13 protein-coding genes and 1 pseudogene are annotated in these 17125 nt (G+C 62.8%); 12 read left to right on the plus strand and 2 right to left on the minus strand.

Features of this window, described 5'->3' with window-relative positions:
• The first annotated feature begins 161 nt into the window (after nucleotides 1-161).
• The 7 genes and pseudogenes from K3M67_RS20735 (at nucleotide 162) to K3M67_RS20765 (ending at nucleotide 12228) form a co-directional block, all read left to right on the plus strand.
• A pseudogene (locus tag K3M67_RS20735) lies at nucleotides 162-1600 on the plus strand (IS1182 family transposase).
• A gap of 251 nt (nucleotides 1601-1851) precedes the next feature.
• Nucleotides 1852-2220 (plus strand): hypothetical protein, encoded by a 369-nt coding sequence (locus tag K3M67_RS20740; RefSeq protein WP_502958911.1) that lies wholly within the window; start codon nucleotides 1852-1854, stop codon nucleotides 2218-2220.
• Complete coding sequence (locus K3M67_RS20745) at nucleotides 2220-2933, plus strand: ParA family protein (RefSeq protein WP_285833266.1); 714 nt, start codon at nucleotides 2220-2222, stop codon at nucleotides 2931-2933. Before K3M67_RS20740 ends, K3M67_RS20745 begins: the two co-directional genes overlap by 1 nt.
• The gene (gene bcsA / locus K3M67_RS20750; RefSeq protein ID WP_285833267.1) at nucleotides 2930-7297 is read left to right on the plus strand and encodes a UDP-forming cellulose synthase catalytic subunit; all 4368 of its coding nucleotides are present in this window, start codon (nucleotides 2930-2932) and stop codon (nucleotides 7295-7297) included. The genes K3M67_RS20745 and bcsA overlap by 4 nt, the downstream gene beginning before the upstream one ends.
• The gene (locus tag K3M67_RS20755) at nucleotides 7294-10752 is read left to right on the plus strand and encodes a cellulose biosynthesis protein BcsC (protein WP_285833268.1); all 3459 of its coding nucleotides are present in this window, start codon (nucleotides 7294-7296) and stop codon (nucleotides 10750-10752) included. The genes bcsA and K3M67_RS20755 overlap by 4 nt, the downstream gene beginning before the upstream one ends.
• A complete protein-coding gene (gene bcsD, locus K3M67_RS20760; RefSeq protein ID WP_285833269.1) occupies nucleotides 10749-11213 on the plus strand; it encodes a cellulose biosynthesis protein BcsD in 465 nt (154 codons plus the stop codon). The genes K3M67_RS20755 and bcsD overlap by 4 nt, the downstream gene beginning before the upstream one ends.
• On the plus strand, nucleotides 11203-12228 hold the full coding sequence (locus tag K3M67_RS20765) for a family 8 glycosyl hydrolase (protein ID WP_285833270.1): 1026 nt from the start codon (nucleotides 11203-11205) through the stop codon (nucleotides 12226-12228). The genes bcsD and K3M67_RS20765 overlap by 11 nt, the downstream gene beginning before the upstream one ends.
• Nucleotides 12229-12828: 600 nt before the next feature.
• Here K3M67_RS20765 and K3M67_RS20770 read toward each other — a convergent pair.
• Entirely contained in the window at nucleotides 12829-13278 is a 450-nt protein-coding gene (locus K3M67_RS20770; RefSeq protein ID WP_285833271.1) for a DoxX family protein, read from the minus strand.
• Nucleotides 13279-13331: 53 nt separating this feature from the next.
• On the minus strand, nucleotides 13332-13607 hold the full coding sequence (locus K3M67_RS20775) for a BufA1 family periplasmic bufferin-type metallophore (RefSeq protein ID WP_285833272.1): 276 nt from the start codon (nucleotides 13605-13607) through the stop codon (nucleotides 13332-13334).
• A 208-nt stretch (nucleotides 13608-13815) separates the two neighbouring features.
• Here K3M67_RS20775 and K3M67_RS20780 point away from each other — a divergent pair, with 208 nt between their 5' ends.
• The 5 genes from K3M67_RS20780 to K3M67_RS20800 all read left to right on the plus strand — a co-directional run bounded on the left by K3M67_RS20780 (nucleotide 13816) and on the right by K3M67_RS20800 (nucleotide 17045).
• Entirely contained in the window at nucleotides 13816-14355 is a 540-nt protein-coding gene (locus K3M67_RS20780) for a sigma-70 family RNA polymerase sigma factor (protein WP_285833273.1), read from the plus strand.
• Nucleotides 14352-14993 carry a DUF1109 domain-containing protein gene (locus K3M67_RS20785; protein WP_285833274.1) on the plus strand — a complete coding sequence of 214 codons (642 nt, stop codon included), beginning with the start codon at nucleotides 14352-14354 and terminating at the stop codon, nucleotides 14991-14993. The genes K3M67_RS20780 and K3M67_RS20785 overlap by 4 nt, the downstream gene beginning before the upstream one ends.
• Before the next feature lie 129 nt (nucleotides 14994-15122).
• A complete protein-coding gene (bufA2, locus tag K3M67_RS20790) occupies nucleotides 15123-15392 on the plus strand; it encodes a BufA2 family periplasmic bufferin-type metallophore (protein ID WP_285833275.1) in 270 nt (89 codons plus the stop codon).
• Nucleotides 15393-15453: 61 nt separating this feature from the next.
• Entirely contained in the window at nucleotides 15454-16284 is an 831-nt protein-coding gene (gene bufB / locus K3M67_RS20795) for an MNIO family bufferin maturase (protein WP_285833276.1), read from the plus strand.
• Nucleotides 16281-17045 (plus strand): HvfC/BufC N-terminal domain-containing protein, encoded by a 765-nt coding sequence (locus K3M67_RS20800; protein ID WP_285833277.1) that lies wholly within the window; start codon nucleotides 16281-16283, stop codon nucleotides 17043-17045. The genes bufB and K3M67_RS20800 overlap by 4 nt, the downstream gene beginning before the upstream one ends.
• The last annotated feature ends 80 nt before the right edge of the window (nucleotides 17046-17125 follow it).

Below are 17125 nucleotides of genomic sequence, written 5' to 3' on the forward strand. Positions count from 1 at the left end.
GAACATCAGATCATCACTTTATGCTTGCAACGCGGGAGTCATCCATCGAGGTCGGTCCGCACTTGGCCAGAGGAAATCGGTGCCTGAGCGGCAATAAAGGGTCCAGACTGTGTGAAAACGCTGCAGATATGGTATGATGCTCTAACGGTTTGGGGGATCATATGGGTCGCTTCATTTCTGGTGCTGATCGCAAGCAGACGACGTTATTTCCGCCCTGCGTAGATGATTGGATCGGGGATGATAATCCGGTTCGAGTGATCGACGCGTTTGTAGATGCGCTCGATCTTTTGGGGCTTGGATTTGACGGTGCGCAGCCTGCCGCGACAGGGCGGCCTTCGTATCACCCGTCGGTCCTCCTCAAGCTTTACATCTACGGATATCTCAATCGGGTTCAGTCGAGCCGACGCCTGGAGCGGGAGGCTGACCGCAATGTCGAGCTGATGTGGCTGGTGGGCCGGCTTGTACCCGATCACAAGACGATTGCCGACTCCGGCGGGATAATGGTGTTGCGATCCGCCAGGTTTGTGGCCGTTTTGTCCTTCTCTGCCGGGAGATGGCCCTGCTCACGAGTGGCAGCGTTGCCATTGACGGCAGCAAGTTCAAAGCGGTCAATAATCGCGACCGCAACTTCACCACAGCCAAGCTGGCGCGGCGTCGGGAGCAGATCGAAGAAAGCGTTGCACGCTATCTCTCGCAACTGGACACGGCGGACCGGCAGGAGCCGACAGACGTCCTGGCCTCAAAAACGGATCGCCTGAAGGAGAAGATTGCCAGGCTTGAGGAGGAGATGAAACGTCTCGACGGGCTGGAGGCGCAGATGCTGGCTGCGCCGGATCAGCAGATTTCACTGACTGATCCTGACGCTCGGTCCATGGCGACAAGCGGTCGTGGGACCGGAATGGTGGGGTATAACGTCCAGGTCGCGGTCGATACAGAGCACCACATCATCGTTGCCCATGAAGTGACGAATGTGGGTAGCGACCGGGCTCAACTGAGCGGCATGGCGACAACGACCAAGATGGTCCTGGGTGTGGATCGGCTCGATGTAGTGGCAGATCGTGGCTATTTCTCGAGCGAGCAGATCCTCGCCAGCGAACAGGCTGGCGTCACGGTCACCCTGCCAAAACCACTGACCTCAAGAGCCAGATATGAAGGTCGCTTTGGCAAGCCGGATTTTGTCTACGTGCCCGAGCAGGATGTATATCGCTGTCCCGCAGGCGAACTGCTGAAAAACCGCCTCCAGAGTGAGGAAAGAGGTCTAAAGATAAATCGATACTGGGCCAGCACCTGTCAAACCTGCACGATCAAATCGCGCTGCACACCTGGCAAGGAGCGGCGTGTCTCCCGATGGGAGCATGAAGATATGATCGAGGCGATGCAGCACCGGCTCGATGCCAATCCGGACGCCATGCGCATCCGGCGCCAGACCGTCGAGCATCCCTTTGGCACCCTCAAGTCGCGAATGGGATACACACATTTCCTCACCAGAACCAAGCCACGCGTTTCTACTGAAATGGCCCTCCACGTCCTCGCCTATAACCTCACTCGCGTCCTCAACATCATGGGAAGCCGTAACCTGCTGAATGCCATCACCGGCTAAGACAACGCCGTGCAAAACTCAGCACGGCCAATATTTATCAATCATGTCAACGAAGACGTTTCCACACAGACTGGGTCGATGGCCGACCGAAGCAGAAACATAATTCATGGGGTGCGGCTCCGCTGTCGATTGATCCTTGTCATCGCTGAATAGGACCGCCATCGAAATAAAGGCCATGGAATATCTTAACGTTATAGCCTTCAGCTGATCGCAAACGGCTTTTTAACCATCGATACATATAGCATGCTGCAATGCAAAAGGGGAATGTGATGCGAGCAGATGCTGCCAACCTTCTGGCCCGCCTGGGAAGGAAGGATTTCCGTTATCGGGAGTTCACCGACAATTTCGCCGATATGGAGCTCTGGCCAATCTTCGAGGCGTTGCTGACGGACGAGCGCGTGGTCGGCAAGCCGCTGTCCGCGCTTGCCTCGCGGCATGTTGAGGACATTCTGCCTTCCAGCAAGGCCAGCCCGGCACGGCCGTCGGTGCCTGCGTCCACGGGCGAATTGTTCGACCGTTATGGCGAAGGCGCCCGCACCTCTTCTGCCAGTCAGGAGGCCGGAGAATTGCGGTCTTATCTGCAACGCCTCTCAAAAGGCTCGCAGGAGGGGCGCGACTGATGCCGCTGATCCTATGTCACTCAGCCAAGGGCGGCACCGGCACCAGCTTCATCGCCGCGCACCTTGCCATGCATCTCGCCCAGCAGGGGCATGAAGTCGTCGCTCTGGACTTCACCTATCAGGATGCGCTCAAGCTCTATTTCGGCCTGCTTCCGACACAGTCTCTGGTCGAGTTGCGCGGGTCCGGCTCCTCACCACTCGCGGTTGCGGGCGTCGAGCTGTTTTCCGGCTACGCCCTTAGCCGCGAGAGCGATTCCATCGAGGCGATGCGGGCCGGTCGATCACCCTTCGCCGATCGGAAGATCTATATCGCTGACGTAGCCGCCGGTGATCGTGAAACAAAAGACCTGTTGCTGCCCTTCGCGCAACTGCATCTCTGCGCGCTGTTGCCGCATCCGGTGTCGCTGGCCGCTCTGACGAAGGTGCAGGCAGGAACCCCAGCGATCGAGTTGACCAAGACGGCCTTCATCCTCAACCAGCTTGACGACACGCACCGCTTTTCCCGCCACGCCCACATATTCTTGCGGGAACTGCTGGGCGAACGGCTGATCGGCACCATTCGGCGTGACGAGGCGGTCAACGAGGCCGCCGCCATGTTCGAGCCGATCAACAAATATTCAGCGGCCAGCGCAGCTCTGGCTGACATTCGTGAGGTCGCGCGTGCGGTAGAGCAACGTGCGGGGCTGGTGGCGGAGGCCGATCAACTCTCATGAAGTTCTTGTCTTCACAGCCCGCAAAATGGCTGGCTTTGCTGTGCGTGGCGCCCCTGACCCTGCTTGTGATCGGCGTTCCGCTCGATCTGGACGCTCAATGGCTGTTCACGGGCATCACCATCGTGGGCGCGATCGGGCTGGGCCGCTCGCCCACGCGAAAGGCGACGTTGACGCTGGGCATCCTGTCGCTGCTGGTTTCGACCCGCTATATGTTCTGGCGCACCACCCAGACGCTGGAATTCGGCACCTTGCCGGAATTCCTGCTGGGGAGTGGCCTTTATCTTGCGGAAATCTATGCCTGGGTCATTTTGTTGCTGGGCTTTCTGCAAACCAGCTGGCCGCTTAACCGGCCGGTGGTTGAGATTGCGGGTGAGCCTGAGCATTGGCCCGTCGTCGACGTTTTCATTCCCACCTACAATGAAAGCCTGTCGATCGTGCGCAACACGGTGTTCGCGGCGCTGGACATGGATTACCCCGCCGACCGCTTTCGCGTTTTCATCCTCGACGACGGCCGCCGCCCCGAATTTCGCGCCTTCGCCCGGCAGGTGGGCTGCGGATATCTGACCCGCGCGGACAATCTTCATGCCAAGGCGGGCAATCTGAACGCGGCGATGAACAAAACCCGCGGCGAACTGATCGCGATCTTCGATTGCGACCATGTGCCCACGCGTGCCTTCCTCCAAATGACCGTCGGCTGGTTCCAAAAGGATCCCAAGCTGGCGCTGATGCAGACGCCGCACCATTTCTATTCGCCCGATCCTGCCCAGCGCAACCTGCGCACGGTGGACGATCTGCCGGGCGAAGGCGACCTTTTCTACGGCAATGTGCAGGGTGGCAATGACCTGTGGAACGCCGCCTTTTTCTGCGGCTCCTGCGCCATCATCCGGCGCGAGGCGCTGACCCAGACCAACGGTTTTGCCGGCGAGACGGTGACGGAGGACGCGCACACCGCACTGAAGCTCCAGCGCATGGGGTGGAACACCGCCTATATCAGCGCGCGCCTGTCCGCCGGACTGGCCACCGAGCGGCTGGTGCTGCACATCGGCCAGCGCATCCGCTGGGCGCGCGGCATGACGCAGATCATGCGGATCGACAATCCGCTGCTGGGGCCGGGCCTGAAATGGCAGCAACGCCTTTGTTACCTGAACGCGATGCTGCACTTTCAGTTTCCTCTGCCCAGGATTGTGTTCCTGACCAGCCCGCTTGCATATCTCATCTTCGGCCAGAACATCATCCATGCCTCCGCATCGCTGATCTTTGCCTATGCCGCACCCCACCTCTATTGCTCGATGGTGTGGGGCGCTCGATCGCAGGGCGGCGAACGCCGACCATTTTGGGGCGAGATATACGAGACCATCCTGGCCTTTCACCTGATCCCCGCAACTGTCCTGACGCTGTTCAACCCCCGCAAGGGCAAGTTCAACGTCACCGACAAGGGCAGCCTGCTGGACCGCACCTATTTCGACCTTGGCACGGTGAAGCCGCACCTGATTTGCATCGCGCTGATGCTGTTGGGGGTGACGCTGGGCTTCGTGAAGTGGCTATTCTTCCCACATCTGTTCAACATTCAGTCCGACACGTTGATATTGAACACCCTGTGGGCGGGCTTCAGCCTCATAATCCTGCTCGCGGCCGTATCCGTCGCGCGCGAAACACGGCAGGCGCGCGAACATATCCGCATCGAAACGCAGGTGCCCGTCACCATCTATCTTCGGGACGGCCATGTGTTTGATGCGATGACCACCGACCTTTCCATGGGCGGCGCCGCGATCCTCCTGCCGCCCGACGTGTCTCTGCGCGACCGGATGGTGACGCACATCTCACTGCCCATGGGCGACGAGAAGCTGACGCTGCCGGTCGACAATATCCGCAGCGAGCGAACTCGGGCGTTCCTGAGCTTCCAGCCGCTCGACGTGACTCTCTCGCGCCATCTCGTCCGCGCCATATTGGGCCGCGCCGATGCCTGGCAGCCCGTTGCCTCTCCGCGCCCGGTATCGGGTCTGCGATCCTTGTGGGATATCATTGTGGTTGATTTCACTACGCTCAAGCGCCTGTTCCGCCTGAACCGCACGGAACGGCGCACCCTGAAGCGCGAACAGGCAAAGCTGCCCGGCGCCCCCGCCACCAAGGCGGCCGCTGGCCTGCTGCTGGCTGCTGGCGCGCTGTTTGCCATGCAACAGTCATCCCGGGCGCAGACCCCTGGGGTAGCAAGGATCGCCGCAACGCCCGCGTCGGCCGCTGGCGCGCGCCAACAGCGGCTGAACTTCCGCGATCTCCAGATCCGCTCGCCCATCCGCCTTCAGGGGACACGGGGCGAAATCGGCATCCCCTTTGGCATGCGCCGCAACGACGTGGTCACCAACGCCAGCCTGACGCTGAACCTAGCTTGGTCGCCTGCCATGCTGGGGGACCTCAGTCAACTGGTCGTGCTGCTGAACGGCGAGGTCGTGGGCACCCTGCCTTTGCATCCCGGCGACGCAGCGGGCCAGATCGTCAAGATACCGGTAAACCCCGCGCTGTTCCTGCCGGGCGACAACCGCCTGAACCTGCGCCTGTTGGGCCATTATACCCGCGATTGCGAGGATCCGTTCCACAGCTCGCTCTGGGCCAATATCAGCAATGTGCGGTCCTGGTTCGACCTGACAATTCAGTCGCTGCCGTTGGCTCCCGACCTCGCTCGCCTTCCCGGTCCCTTCTTCGACCGTCATGACAATCTGCCGTTGCGCTTGCCCTTCGTCTTTGCCGGGCGTCCCGGCAATGGCGAACTGGAGGCGGCGGCCAGCGTCGCATCCTGGTTCGGCGGAATGGCCAGCTATCGGGGCTTTTCCTTCAAGCCGCTCCTGAATCAGCTGCCGCAAGGCAATGGCGTCGTTTTCCTGCTGGGCAATCGATCGGTCGCGGGCCTTACAATGCAGGCGCGCGGGCCTTCTGTAGCGGTAGTCCGCAATCCGCGCGACAATTTTGGCGAATTGCTGGTCGTCATGGGCCGCAATGTGCAGGAGCTGAAACTCGCCGCCGCGGGCATCGCCAGCGGCCGGGGCGTCTTTGGTGGAGCGCAGATGTCCTTCGACAATGTGCGCATTCCGACCTACCCGCGCTATTCGGCGCCGCGCTGGATCAGCACAGACCGTCCGGTACGCCTGGGCGAGTTGACCAACGCCTATGCGCTTCAAGGCCTGGGCCTTCCGCCCGGTCCGCTCAGCACCCGGTTCCGCATCACGCCCGACCTTTTCTTCTGGCCGCGCCAGGGGGGCAGGCTGGACCTGCGCTATCGCTATCCCACGGCGGACTGGCTGGACAAGCGCGGTTCCCGGCTCGACGTGTCGATAAACAACCAATATCTGCGCACCCTGCCGGTCGCGGGCGGCGACTGGTGGGATCAGATCATCGCGGGCAAGGGCGCCGTATCCCAGGACAGCCACGCATCGGTGGTCCTGCCGCGTTATAATCTGTTCGGTCAGAACGAGCTAGTCTTCGACTATAATCTGATGCTGGCCAACAAGAAGAAGTGCAAGGGCACGCTGCCGGACAATGTGCGGGTCAGCATCAGCCCGACCAGCACGATCGACTTCAGCCATGCCTATCACGCACTGCAGATGCCCGATCTCGCCACCTTCGCAGGCGCAGGCTATCCCTTCACCATCCGCCCTGATCTGGCCGAGACGGTCATCGTCATGGGCCGCGATCCCTCGTTGGGAGCGATCGAAGCGTTTCTGGCGCTGATGGGGCGCTTTGCAGACTCTACCGGACTTCCAGCCACACATGTAACCGTCGCCAGCACGATCGAGCCATCGGCCATGGAGGGTAAGGACATATTGGTTCTGGGCTCCAGCAGCGTCGCCAGTTCAGAGCAGCTGTTCGGCTCCGCGCCCGTACGCTTCTATGACGGGGCATTGCATGTGGCCGAACGGTCGGCGTTGCAGAGTATCCAGACCATATTCGCGCTTGGTGAACGATCCTCGCTGGAGGAGGCGGAACAGACCATCTACAATGCCACCGGCTTTTCCGGCATCGTAGGCTTCCGTTCACCCTTCGACAGTGGCCGCAGCGTGGTGGCCCTGCTGGCAAACGACCCGAATGCCCTGCCCCAACTGGTGAACGGCATGGCCGATACCAAGATCAATGCGCAGATACAGGGCGACCTGGCGGTGACGGACGGCGAAGGCATGACCAGCTTCGCGGTCGGCCCGACCTACTGGGTGGGATCGCTGCCGGTCTGGATGAGGATCGCCTACTGGTTCAGCCAGCGCCCCATCCTGATGGCGGCGAGCGGCCTGCTTCTGGCGCTGTTCCTGGCGGGCCCCGCCTATCTTTACCTTAACCGGCAGGCCAAGCGCCGCCTCGCAGCGGCGGACGAAGCATGAGCAGGACCATTATGATGCGTAAATTGCTGATCGCGGTCCTGGTCGGATCGACCGCCGTCCCGTGCATCGTCCAGGCAGAGGTGCCGGGCGTCGCCGCCCTGGTCCAGCAGGGTCGCTACTGGCAGGGCAAGGGGCGGCAGGATCTGGCCAACCAGGCCTTTCGCCGTGCGCTGGTGCTCGACCCGTCCAATGGAGAGGCGCGGCGCGGCCTGAACGGCGGCGGCTCGCGGACTCCAGCGCGTCCCCCTGCCGCTGCAAAACCGGCTGCTGCGCCTACGCCAGCGCGCCAGGCTCGCTCCGCCGGCCAGCCGACGCCCCGGACGCGCAGCGACACCGGCGGGGACGCGCGGGCTGCCGGTTTTCGCGCGCTGGAACGTAGCGATCTGGCCGAGGCTTCCACTCTGTTCGAGCGCGCACTGTCGCGCAATGGTGCCGATGCCAGCGCACTGGGCGGCCTTGGAATCGTAAGACTGCGCCAGAGCCGCTTCAGTGAGGCGCGCGACCTGTTGGAGCGGGCATCGCGAACGGGGTCGGCGGCGCAATGGGCGGAGGCACTGGCCAGCGCCCGCTTTTACGGCGACCTTGCCGACGCACAGGCGGCATTGTCGGCAGGCCGTCTTGCCCAGGCGCAGGCAAAAGCAGAGGGTCTGGTCCGATCAGGCTACATCGATCGCCAACCCGCGCTGGAACTGCTGGCGAACATTTATGAACGGCAGGGCCGCTACGCCGATGCCGCAGACATGTTCCGCCAGGCGTCGACCCAAGGGGCCAGCGACAGCCAGTCGGAAGCTCGCCTGAAGAGTCGGGCCGCGCGCGGCCGCGCGTTGGCCGCCGTGGCGCAGGGCGATCCGGTGACCGCTGAGCGGGAATTCCAGTCGGGCCTGTTGCTCGACCAGAGCGATCCTTGGATCCGCTACGAATATGCGCGGTTCATGATCGATCGCGGCCGGACATCCGACGCCGACTCTCTTGTCCGGTCGCTTTCTGCCTCCTCCAGTACCGACGCGCTCTATGCCGCCGCGCTCATCAACGCTGAGCTTGCCCGCCCCGCTGCCGCCGATGAGCTGATCAGCCGGATTCCCGATGTGCAGCGCACGACGCAGATGCGGAACTTCGCTCTGGGCCTCAAGACCGATCAGGCAATCCGCCGCGCCCGCGAGATCGGCGCAATGGGGCGTCAGGCGGAGGCTCGCGCGGCATTGCAGCAGCTGAGCGGCACGCCCGGCATGACCGCTGCCAAGCAGGCGGCGATTGCCGACGCGCTTTATGATCTGGGTGACCTCGACGGGGCGGCAGGGCTGGCGCAGCAGGCACTGGCGGGCGACATCAGCGATGTGGAAGGCTATGAGCCCGTCGTCCGTGTGTTGGCCAAGACCGGCCGCGATGACCTCGCCGCAGCCGCGCTTCAGCGAGCCAACCAGATGGCAGGCGGATCGGCCGATGGCCAGCGGGCTCTGGCACGGATCAGCGGCGGCATGGCGGCCGCCCAGGCGGACCGGCTGCGCCTGGCGCAGCAATATGCGCCAGCGTTCGACTTACTCCAATCGGCCTGGAATGCCGCGCCCGGCAACCGAGAGGTCCTGTCCGCGCTCGCCCGGCTCTATCAGTCCGGCGGCATGCCTGCGCGTGCGGCGCAGAGCTATCAAATGATCCTGGCGCAATCGCCCAAGGATCGCGACGCCACGCTGGGCCTGATCGAAACAGCAGGCGCGGCGGGGGACACTGCGCTCTCCCGTCAGGCCATCGACCAGGCAGCCCAGCAGTGGCCGAACGATCATGAGGTCTATCTGGCCGCTGCCCGGATGGAGCAGGCGCGCGGCAACGAAGGGGCGGCCATCCGCTACCTGAAGCGAGCGCGCGAAATCTATGCAAGGCAGGCAGGCATCGCGCCGACGCTAACCGCGGCCAATCCCTTTGGCACGGCGGCGATAGGCGAAAATCCGTTTCGTTCGCAGGCTGTCGCGCCTGCCCCAGCCCCTATCAACCCCTTCGCGCTCAGCGGGGGCGCGCGGCTTCCTTCGCCCGCCAGCTATGGATCGGGCTATGGCGGGCCTGCTCAGACTGCGGTCCCGCAGCAGAGCAGCTTCGCCGCTGGGACGCCGGGGTTCGCGAGCAACGCGCTCGCCTCCGCCGCTTTCACTTCCTCCTCATCCTTCGAAACGCCCCAGGGCGGCAGCGGCATCGGCGATCCCGTGCTGGCACGCCTCGAATCCGACATCCGCTCCCTGTCCAGGGACAGCGGCCCGCGCGCCGAGGTGGAAACCGGCTATCGCGAGCGGTCCGGGGAACCGGGCTTGAGCGAGCTCAAGGAACTGACCGGCTCAGCCGCCATTTCCACCAGCATCGGCAATGGCCGTCTATCGGCCAAGGCGGAAGCGGTGGTGCTCGATGCCGGTGCGCCCAGCCAGTCCGGGCAAGCGCGCTTCGGTGGCAATGGCCTGCCGGAGGCTGCCGCCATCGTCGGACAGGTGGACGAGGCAAACATCCCGGTCGGGACGCAGCATGCGTCCGGCGTGGCGTTGTCGGCATCCTACAAGAGCCCGCTGTTGCAGCTGGAGGCGGGCACCACGCCGCTCGGATTCGGCAACACACGGGCGACCTGGCATGCGGCGGTGACGCCGCAATTCTCCTCTGTGGCGTCAGGCGAGATCTGGTTCGAGCGCCAGCCTGTCAAGGACAGCATCATATCCTATGCCGGTGCCCGCAATCCGGCCAGCGATGCCGCTGTCGGCGCGGCCATGGCGCAGATCGCCAATGCGGCGCGAGACCCCGTGACGGGCCTGTCCCCGGTCGACTATGCCACTGGTGGCGCCTATGGGCTGGACGAACGCTGGGGCCAAGTGATGAAGACCGGCGGCGGCATATCGTTCAGCTATGATCGGAACGGCACCGGCTTCTACGGTGATGCCACCTACCACCAGTATCGCGGCGAGAATGTCCGGAACAACTATGGCATCCAGCTGAACGCGGGCGGCTATATGCGGGTCTATCAAGGCAATGGCTCGACCGTGACTGGTGGCATCAACGTCAATTATCAGGATTTTGCCAACAACCAGAACTTCTTCACATTCGGACATGGCGGCTATTTCAGCCCGCAAAGCTTCCTCAGCGTGGCCTTCCCGTTGCGCTACACCTATGACAGCAGTCGCTGGGAAGTGCGGGGTAATTTTGCGCCCGGCTACCAGAGCTTCGATCAGGACGCCGCCAATCTCTATCCGACCAGTGACGCCGCGCAGGGGCTTCTTAACGATTTGAAGCTACAGGATAGCGATGTGCGTTCTAGATATGATGGCCTTAGCAAGACCGGCTTCGCCCTTTCCGCTGATGGAGCCATCTATTACCGCGTTAGCCCCTCGACACGGGTTGGAGGACAGATGGGCATGAACACATTCGGCACGTACGACGAATTCCACTCGCTGATCGGCATTCGCCAGTCGCTGGGAGCCGGGCGATGAACGAAACCACTCACCGCTTCATGGCGGCCGGACCCGTTGCTGCGGATCCCAAGGGGCTTGCCCTTCTCAGTGCGATTACCGCCGCTGAAATCTGGGCGAGCGCCTCTCCTGCACAGGCGCGCGGCTTTTATATGGCGGTCGGGCGCAGGCTCGCCGCGGCTCAGCCGATGGACGAGGCCACCGATCTGGCGCTGCTCGCCACCCGCGCCAACATGCTGTGGGCGGCGCTCGATTGGGGCCATGTCGACCTGCATATGGAAGATCAGGGCATTGCCATCCGGCATGAGGGGCTGCCCCAGGCACTGGACGGGGACGTCGACGGCCACTGGCGCGAGATCGTCAGCAGCGTGCTCGAGGGCGTCTATGACGCATGGTTCCGTGCGCTGGGAAGCGGTGCGACGCTGATGACGCGAACGGTCGATTTCAATGGCGGAACGCTGGACCTCTGGCATGGTCATTGACCGCCGCAGTTTTGCATTGGGCGCGTTAGCGGTGATGACGGGATCATGCGCCCGCGCTGGCAGTCCGAGGAGCCGGAGCGGCCGGAGCAGCAGTCCGGCCGCCAAGGCGCTGTGGGCTCAGTTCAAGGCAAGATTTCTGGACCCGTCCGGTCGGATCGTCGACACCGGCAACAACAATGTCAGCCATAGCGAAGGACAGGGCTATGGTTTGTGGCTTGCTCAGATGGCTGACGACAAGACGGCCTTCACCAGCATGTTCGAATGGACGGAAAAGACGCTGGCCCTGCCAGATTTGGCCCTCTACGCGTGGCGATACGACCCGCGCCAGACTGACAAGGTGGCCGACAGAAACAATGCCACCGATGGCGACATATTCATCGCCTGGGCGTTGGCCCGGGCGGGAGAACAGTGGAAGGAACCTTTGTTTACCTCGCGATCGGAGGAGATAAGGGCTGCCATATTGACGCATCTGGTGACAGAGCGTTTTGGCAGGCGGCTGCTTTTGCCTGGGCTGGACGGCTTTTCGACACCGAATAAGGTGACGGTAAACCCATCCTATCTGGTCTGGCCGGCCTTCGACAAATTCCTCTCTCTGGATGGGCGCGGCGTCTGGGGACCATTGGTGACCGACAGCGAAAAGCTGCTTCTGGGCGCCCGGTTCGGACCAAATCGCCTGCCAACCGACTGGGTGGACGTGACCGCCGACGCTGCGTTGGCGCCTGCCACCGGCAAGCCGCCACGCTTCGGCTTCGACGCCGTCCGCGTGCCGCTCTATGCCATGGCCGGCGGCCGCAGGACGTTGGTCGATCCCGTCATTTCTTTCTGGCGCCAATATGCGCGACTGGGAAAGACGATCCCCGCCTGGATCGACGTGCAGTCCGGGCAACTCGCCGACTATCCCCTTTCAGCCGGGGGGATGGCTGTCGTCGATCGAAGCCTGGATCGCGCAACGACGCTTGCGATGCCGACAGACTATTATTCCGCCGCGCTCCAGAGTCTCTCGACGGCCCTCTGACTATGTTTGGTTCGGCAAAAGCGCAGATGTACAGGTTGCGTCATTCGATCTGTCCGTTTTCCAACAGCGTTGAAACTACGCCTGGACACATCGGAAGTAAGGCAGATCAGGCCTTACCCATCGACTGATCTCGCCCTTCCTCTCCCCTGCAGCGGCATTTGGTCGCGACAAGAAAGCGTAGAGCGTTCTCACCGGCATGTCGTTGTCGCGAATGGCAGCTCGCGAGATACACGAACTGCTGACAAAATAGCTGGCATTATCGCGCGCTTCCCCGCCAACCTTCGAACTTGAGAATGACCGATTCCGACTTGTACCCAGATTCACGTAGCCGGATGGGAAGGGCGTAAGCTGGTCGACGGCCGTAGGAATAGCTGCCCTTCCGGACTTGGAATCGAAATTGGCCCCCACGGTAACAAAGGGTCGGTTGTGATGCACACGACTGCCTTCCCATGAGAACCTGCCGCTGTCCCAAATGGCTTGGGCCAACGACAGGTCTTGATGCAATTTTGGCGTCCGCGGCCGGCCCTTCGAAACCGGCCTTCCCAAAACACGGGTCGGGACAATATCGGGCGCGGTCAGGCAGGACTCTGTTGACGGTCGCTACGCCTTCGATCGGGAAAAAATGAGTGCATCCATCGACCATTCACCGCCGCCGCGGGCGACAAGGGGAAGCAGGATCGCGGCCCAGCTGAGATGCGTCGGCCAGGCATCGGGATAGACGAAGGTCTGGATGACCATGGTCATGCCGAGCAGGGCGAACCCCGAAAGCCGCGTGAACAGGCCCAGCACCAGCAATATCGGAAACAGATGTTCCGACCAGGTCGCCATCGTCGCCGCAAGGTCGGACGGCACGAGCGGCAGGGCATATTCGATGCGGAACAGTTCATATGCGCTGTCGGTGATGGTGATGACGCCCTCCACCTTCGTGCGTCCCGACAGGAAGAATATGGCCGCAATGCCGAGCCGCGCGATCAGCAGCAGCAGGGCGTCGGGCAGCAGCGTTTCGATCCGCCGGATGACGGCGTCGCGCATTGGCAAGGACAGGGTCATCGTTCGTCTCCAGAAAGGATGGCCGGGACGGAATCGCGCCCCGGCCGTCATGGTCAGGCCTTGGGGGAAAGCGCGCCGTTGCCCTTGGGCGTCTTGATCGACGTACATGTGCCGGCCTTCACCAGTTTCCAGGCATTGCCCTGATAATCGACCTTCGAGGTACCCGCGCAGCTCGTGCCGGGACCGGCCGCGCAGTCATTCTTGCCGGCGAGCGAGACGCCGTAGCATTTTTCCATCTTCGGCTTCGTCTCGGCATGGGCGGAAGTGGCGAGTGCGGTCGCCGAAGCGATGGCGATGCTGGCGGCAAGCGCCGCATGAGTGGTACGCATGTTGATGTCCTCTTCGATCCGTTGCCTCTGCGCGCGGCCCGGACAGGGGCGGGACCGCGCGGTGACCGGGGATGAGGCGTGAAGCCCGTGTCACATCGGTGGGTTCGGGGAACGTCAAGTTGTGGTTACAATCGAACAGCGCAAAAAATTTCCGTCGATGATGTAACCGATGGCCGGTCCGGTCCGAACATGCGGGCGAGGAGATTGAATGCAGACCACAGAGGAGCATCTGCGCGCGTTGATGATCGATGGGCTGGACGGTGATGCCGCGGCCCATGCGGCATTGCTGCGCCTGCTTGTTCCGCTGCTGCGGGGTTTCTATCGGCGCCGTGTTCGCGGCGCCGACGACGATGTCGAGGATATGGTGCAGGACACCCTTATTGCCGTTCATACCCGCCGCGCGACCTATGACCGCGGGCGCGCCTTCACCGCCTGGCTCTATGCGGTCGCCCGGTACAAGATGATCGACCATTTTCGCCGCGTCGGCCGGTTGCGGCCGATCGACGATCTGGAAGACCCTCTGGTCGCCGACGCATTTGAGGAAAGCAGCATCGCGAAGCTCGACATCGACGATCTGCTGGAGCATCTGCCGCCCAAACAGGCGCGGATGATCCGCGCGACCCGGCTGGACGGGCTGAGCGTCGCCGAAGCGGCAAGCGCGGAAGGCATAGGCGAATCCGACGTGAAGGTGTCGGTGCATCGCGGGCTGAAGGCGCTGATGGCGCGGGTGCAGGGGGCGATGCGATGAATACCGACGATCTGATCCGGCAGCTTGCCAGTGATACGCGCCCGGTGGGCAGAAACAGCGTCGCGTGGCGGTTGGCCATCGGGATCGTCGCTGGCGGTATCGCATCTGCGCTTCTTATCCTGGCGTCGATCGGCGTCCGCCCGGATTTGGGCACGGCCATGCAGGGCACGTCCTTCTGGGTGAAATGGGGCTATACCTTCTCCCTTTCGATCGCCGCGCTGATGATGACGGCCCAGCTCGCGCGGCCAGACAGCGGTCGATTGCGGGGCCTGTGGGCGCTTGCGATACCCGTCCTGCTTCTCGCGGCGGTCGGCCTACTGGAATTGGCGCGCACGCCCTCGTCGCAATGGCTGGCGATGTGGCTCGGCCATAGCTGGAAGAGCTGCCCGTGGCTGGTGCTGTCGCTGTCGGCGCCAATCTTTGCCGGCCTGCTATGGTCGTTTCGCAGGCTCGCCCCGACCCGGCTCCGCGCGGCCGGAGCGGCCGCCGGCCTGTCGGCGGGAGCCTTCGCGGCGACGGTCTACTGCATCCATTGTCCCGAAGTGTCGGCGATCTTCGTCCTGACCTGGTATTCGCTGGGGATATCGCTCGCGACCCTGATCGGGATGCTGATCGGGCCGAGGCTGCTGCGCTGGTGAGGCGCGATCCGCGGCGTCTCGCGGGATGTTTCCGCCGGCCGCGTAAATTTCTGCCGCCCCTGTAACCGCGCGCCGCTCCGAACCGAATGACAGGGGCCATATGGCTCAACATATTTCGGAGAGATCATCATGCTCACCTATAACAGCGGCATCGGCATGGCCGCTTCCGCCGCCGCCATCGCCATCGTATCGGCAGCAGCGGCCCCGGCCGTGGCGCAGGACGGCGCGGATACGAAGGTCGTCCGTTGCTACGGCGTCAACAGCTGCAAGGGCACGTCCGACTGCAAGACCGCCAGCAACGAGTGCAAGGGGCAGAATGTCTGCAAGGGGCATGGTTTCAAGGCCATGACCGTCAAGGCGTGCAAGGCGGCCGGAGGCAGCCTCACCGAGCCGAAATGACGTTCCCATGCCCGGCGCGACCATTCGCGCCGGGCAGTCCTCATGAGCAGGGAGTATGCCCATGATCCCGTCCTTTCCCGGTTTCGGACTTGGCCTGCGCAAAGAACATTATGCCGGCTTTTTGGACCATCACGTCGCGGTCGATTTTCTTGAGGTGATCTCGGAGAATTTCATGGTCGAGGGCGGTCGGCCGCGGCGCATCCTGCGCGATATCCGCGCCCGCTACCCCGTCGCCCTGCATGGCGTGTCCATGTCCATCGGCTCGGCCGACGGCCTCGATCGGGCCTATCTTGCCCGGCTTCGCGCGCTGGTGGACGACATCGAGCCGCTGTTCGTGTCGGATCATCTCAGCTGGTCGCGGATCGAAGGGTTCAGTTCCCACGATCTGCTGCCATTGCCTTACACGCAGGAAGCACTGGACATCGTCAGCGCGAACATCGACCGCGCGCAGAATGCGCTGGGCCGTGCGATGCTGATCGAAAACCCGTCGACCTATATCGATTTCGCTCCGGCGGACATGACCGAATGGCAGTTTATCGACGCGCTGTGCGCGCGGACGGGCTGCGGCCTGCTGCTCGACGTTAACAATGTGTTCGTCAGCGCCTGCAACCATTGCTTCGACCCTGTTGCCTATCTCGACGCCGTGCCCCATCGCCACGTGCGCCAGATTCATCTCGCCGGGCACAGCCAGGGCGACCATCTGCTGATCGACACGCACGACCAGCCGGTGCCTTCGTCCGTGTGGCAGCTCTTTGCGCATGTCCTGCCGAAGCTCGGGCCGGTCGCGACGATGATCGAGCGCGACGACGCCATCCCGCCGCTGGTCGACCTGCTGGCCGAATTGTCCACCGCACGGCGGATCGCCGCGGGAACCATGGAGGAAGCGGCATGAGCCTGCTGGCGTTTCAGCGCGACATGCGGGACTGGCTGGTGCGAGAAGACATGGCTGCTGCCGATCGCATCGGAGCAGAGGCGGGGCCGGGCCTTGCCGTCTATCAGAATAATTACCGCACCCAGCTTGTCGCCTGTCTGGAAAGCAGCTTTCCGCGAACCCGTGCGTGGATCGGCGAGGGCATGTTTCTTCACGCAACCGTTCACCATATCGACAGTGTCCCGCCGAGCAGCTGGACGCTTGACGCCTATGCGCGCGATTTTCCGGCGACGCTTGCACAGCTTCACGCTACCGATCCCGAGATCGCGGAAATCGCTGGCATCGAGCTTGCGCTTGAAGACCTGTTCGTTGCAGCCGACAGCCCTGCTGTTGGGGTGGAGGGTTTGGGCGATGTCGATTGGGATCGCGCGGTGCTGACGTTCGCCCCGTCGATCGACTTTCTGCACCTCAACACCAACGGCTTTGCCATTTGGTCAGCGCTGGCTGATCAAAAGGAACCGCCCGCGCCGCAATATCTGGGCACGCCCGACGTCGCGCTCCTGTGGCGCCAGGGCGAACAATGCCGCATCAGGATTATCGACGATACCGAATTGCTGGCGCTGCTCAACATGCGCTGCGGCATGGTATTTGGCGCGTTGTGCCGCGACGTTGCAACGTTGCTCGGAGAAGAAGCAGGCATGAGGCTTGTCGGACGATGGCTGGGCGTATGGCTTTCCGATCAAATGGTTGTCGCCATAGACGGCCGCGAGGAAGCAGCGTAGCCTTGCTTATAGTCAGCTGTGAAGTGAGGTCCGGTGCCGACCGTTTCCATTGACTGGCCAAAACAATCGGCACCCTTGTT

The organism is Sphingobium sp. V4, assembly GCF_029590555.1.
Classification (GTDB): domain Bacteria; phylum Pseudomonadota; class Alphaproteobacteria; order Sphingomonadales; family Sphingomonadaceae; genus Sphingobium.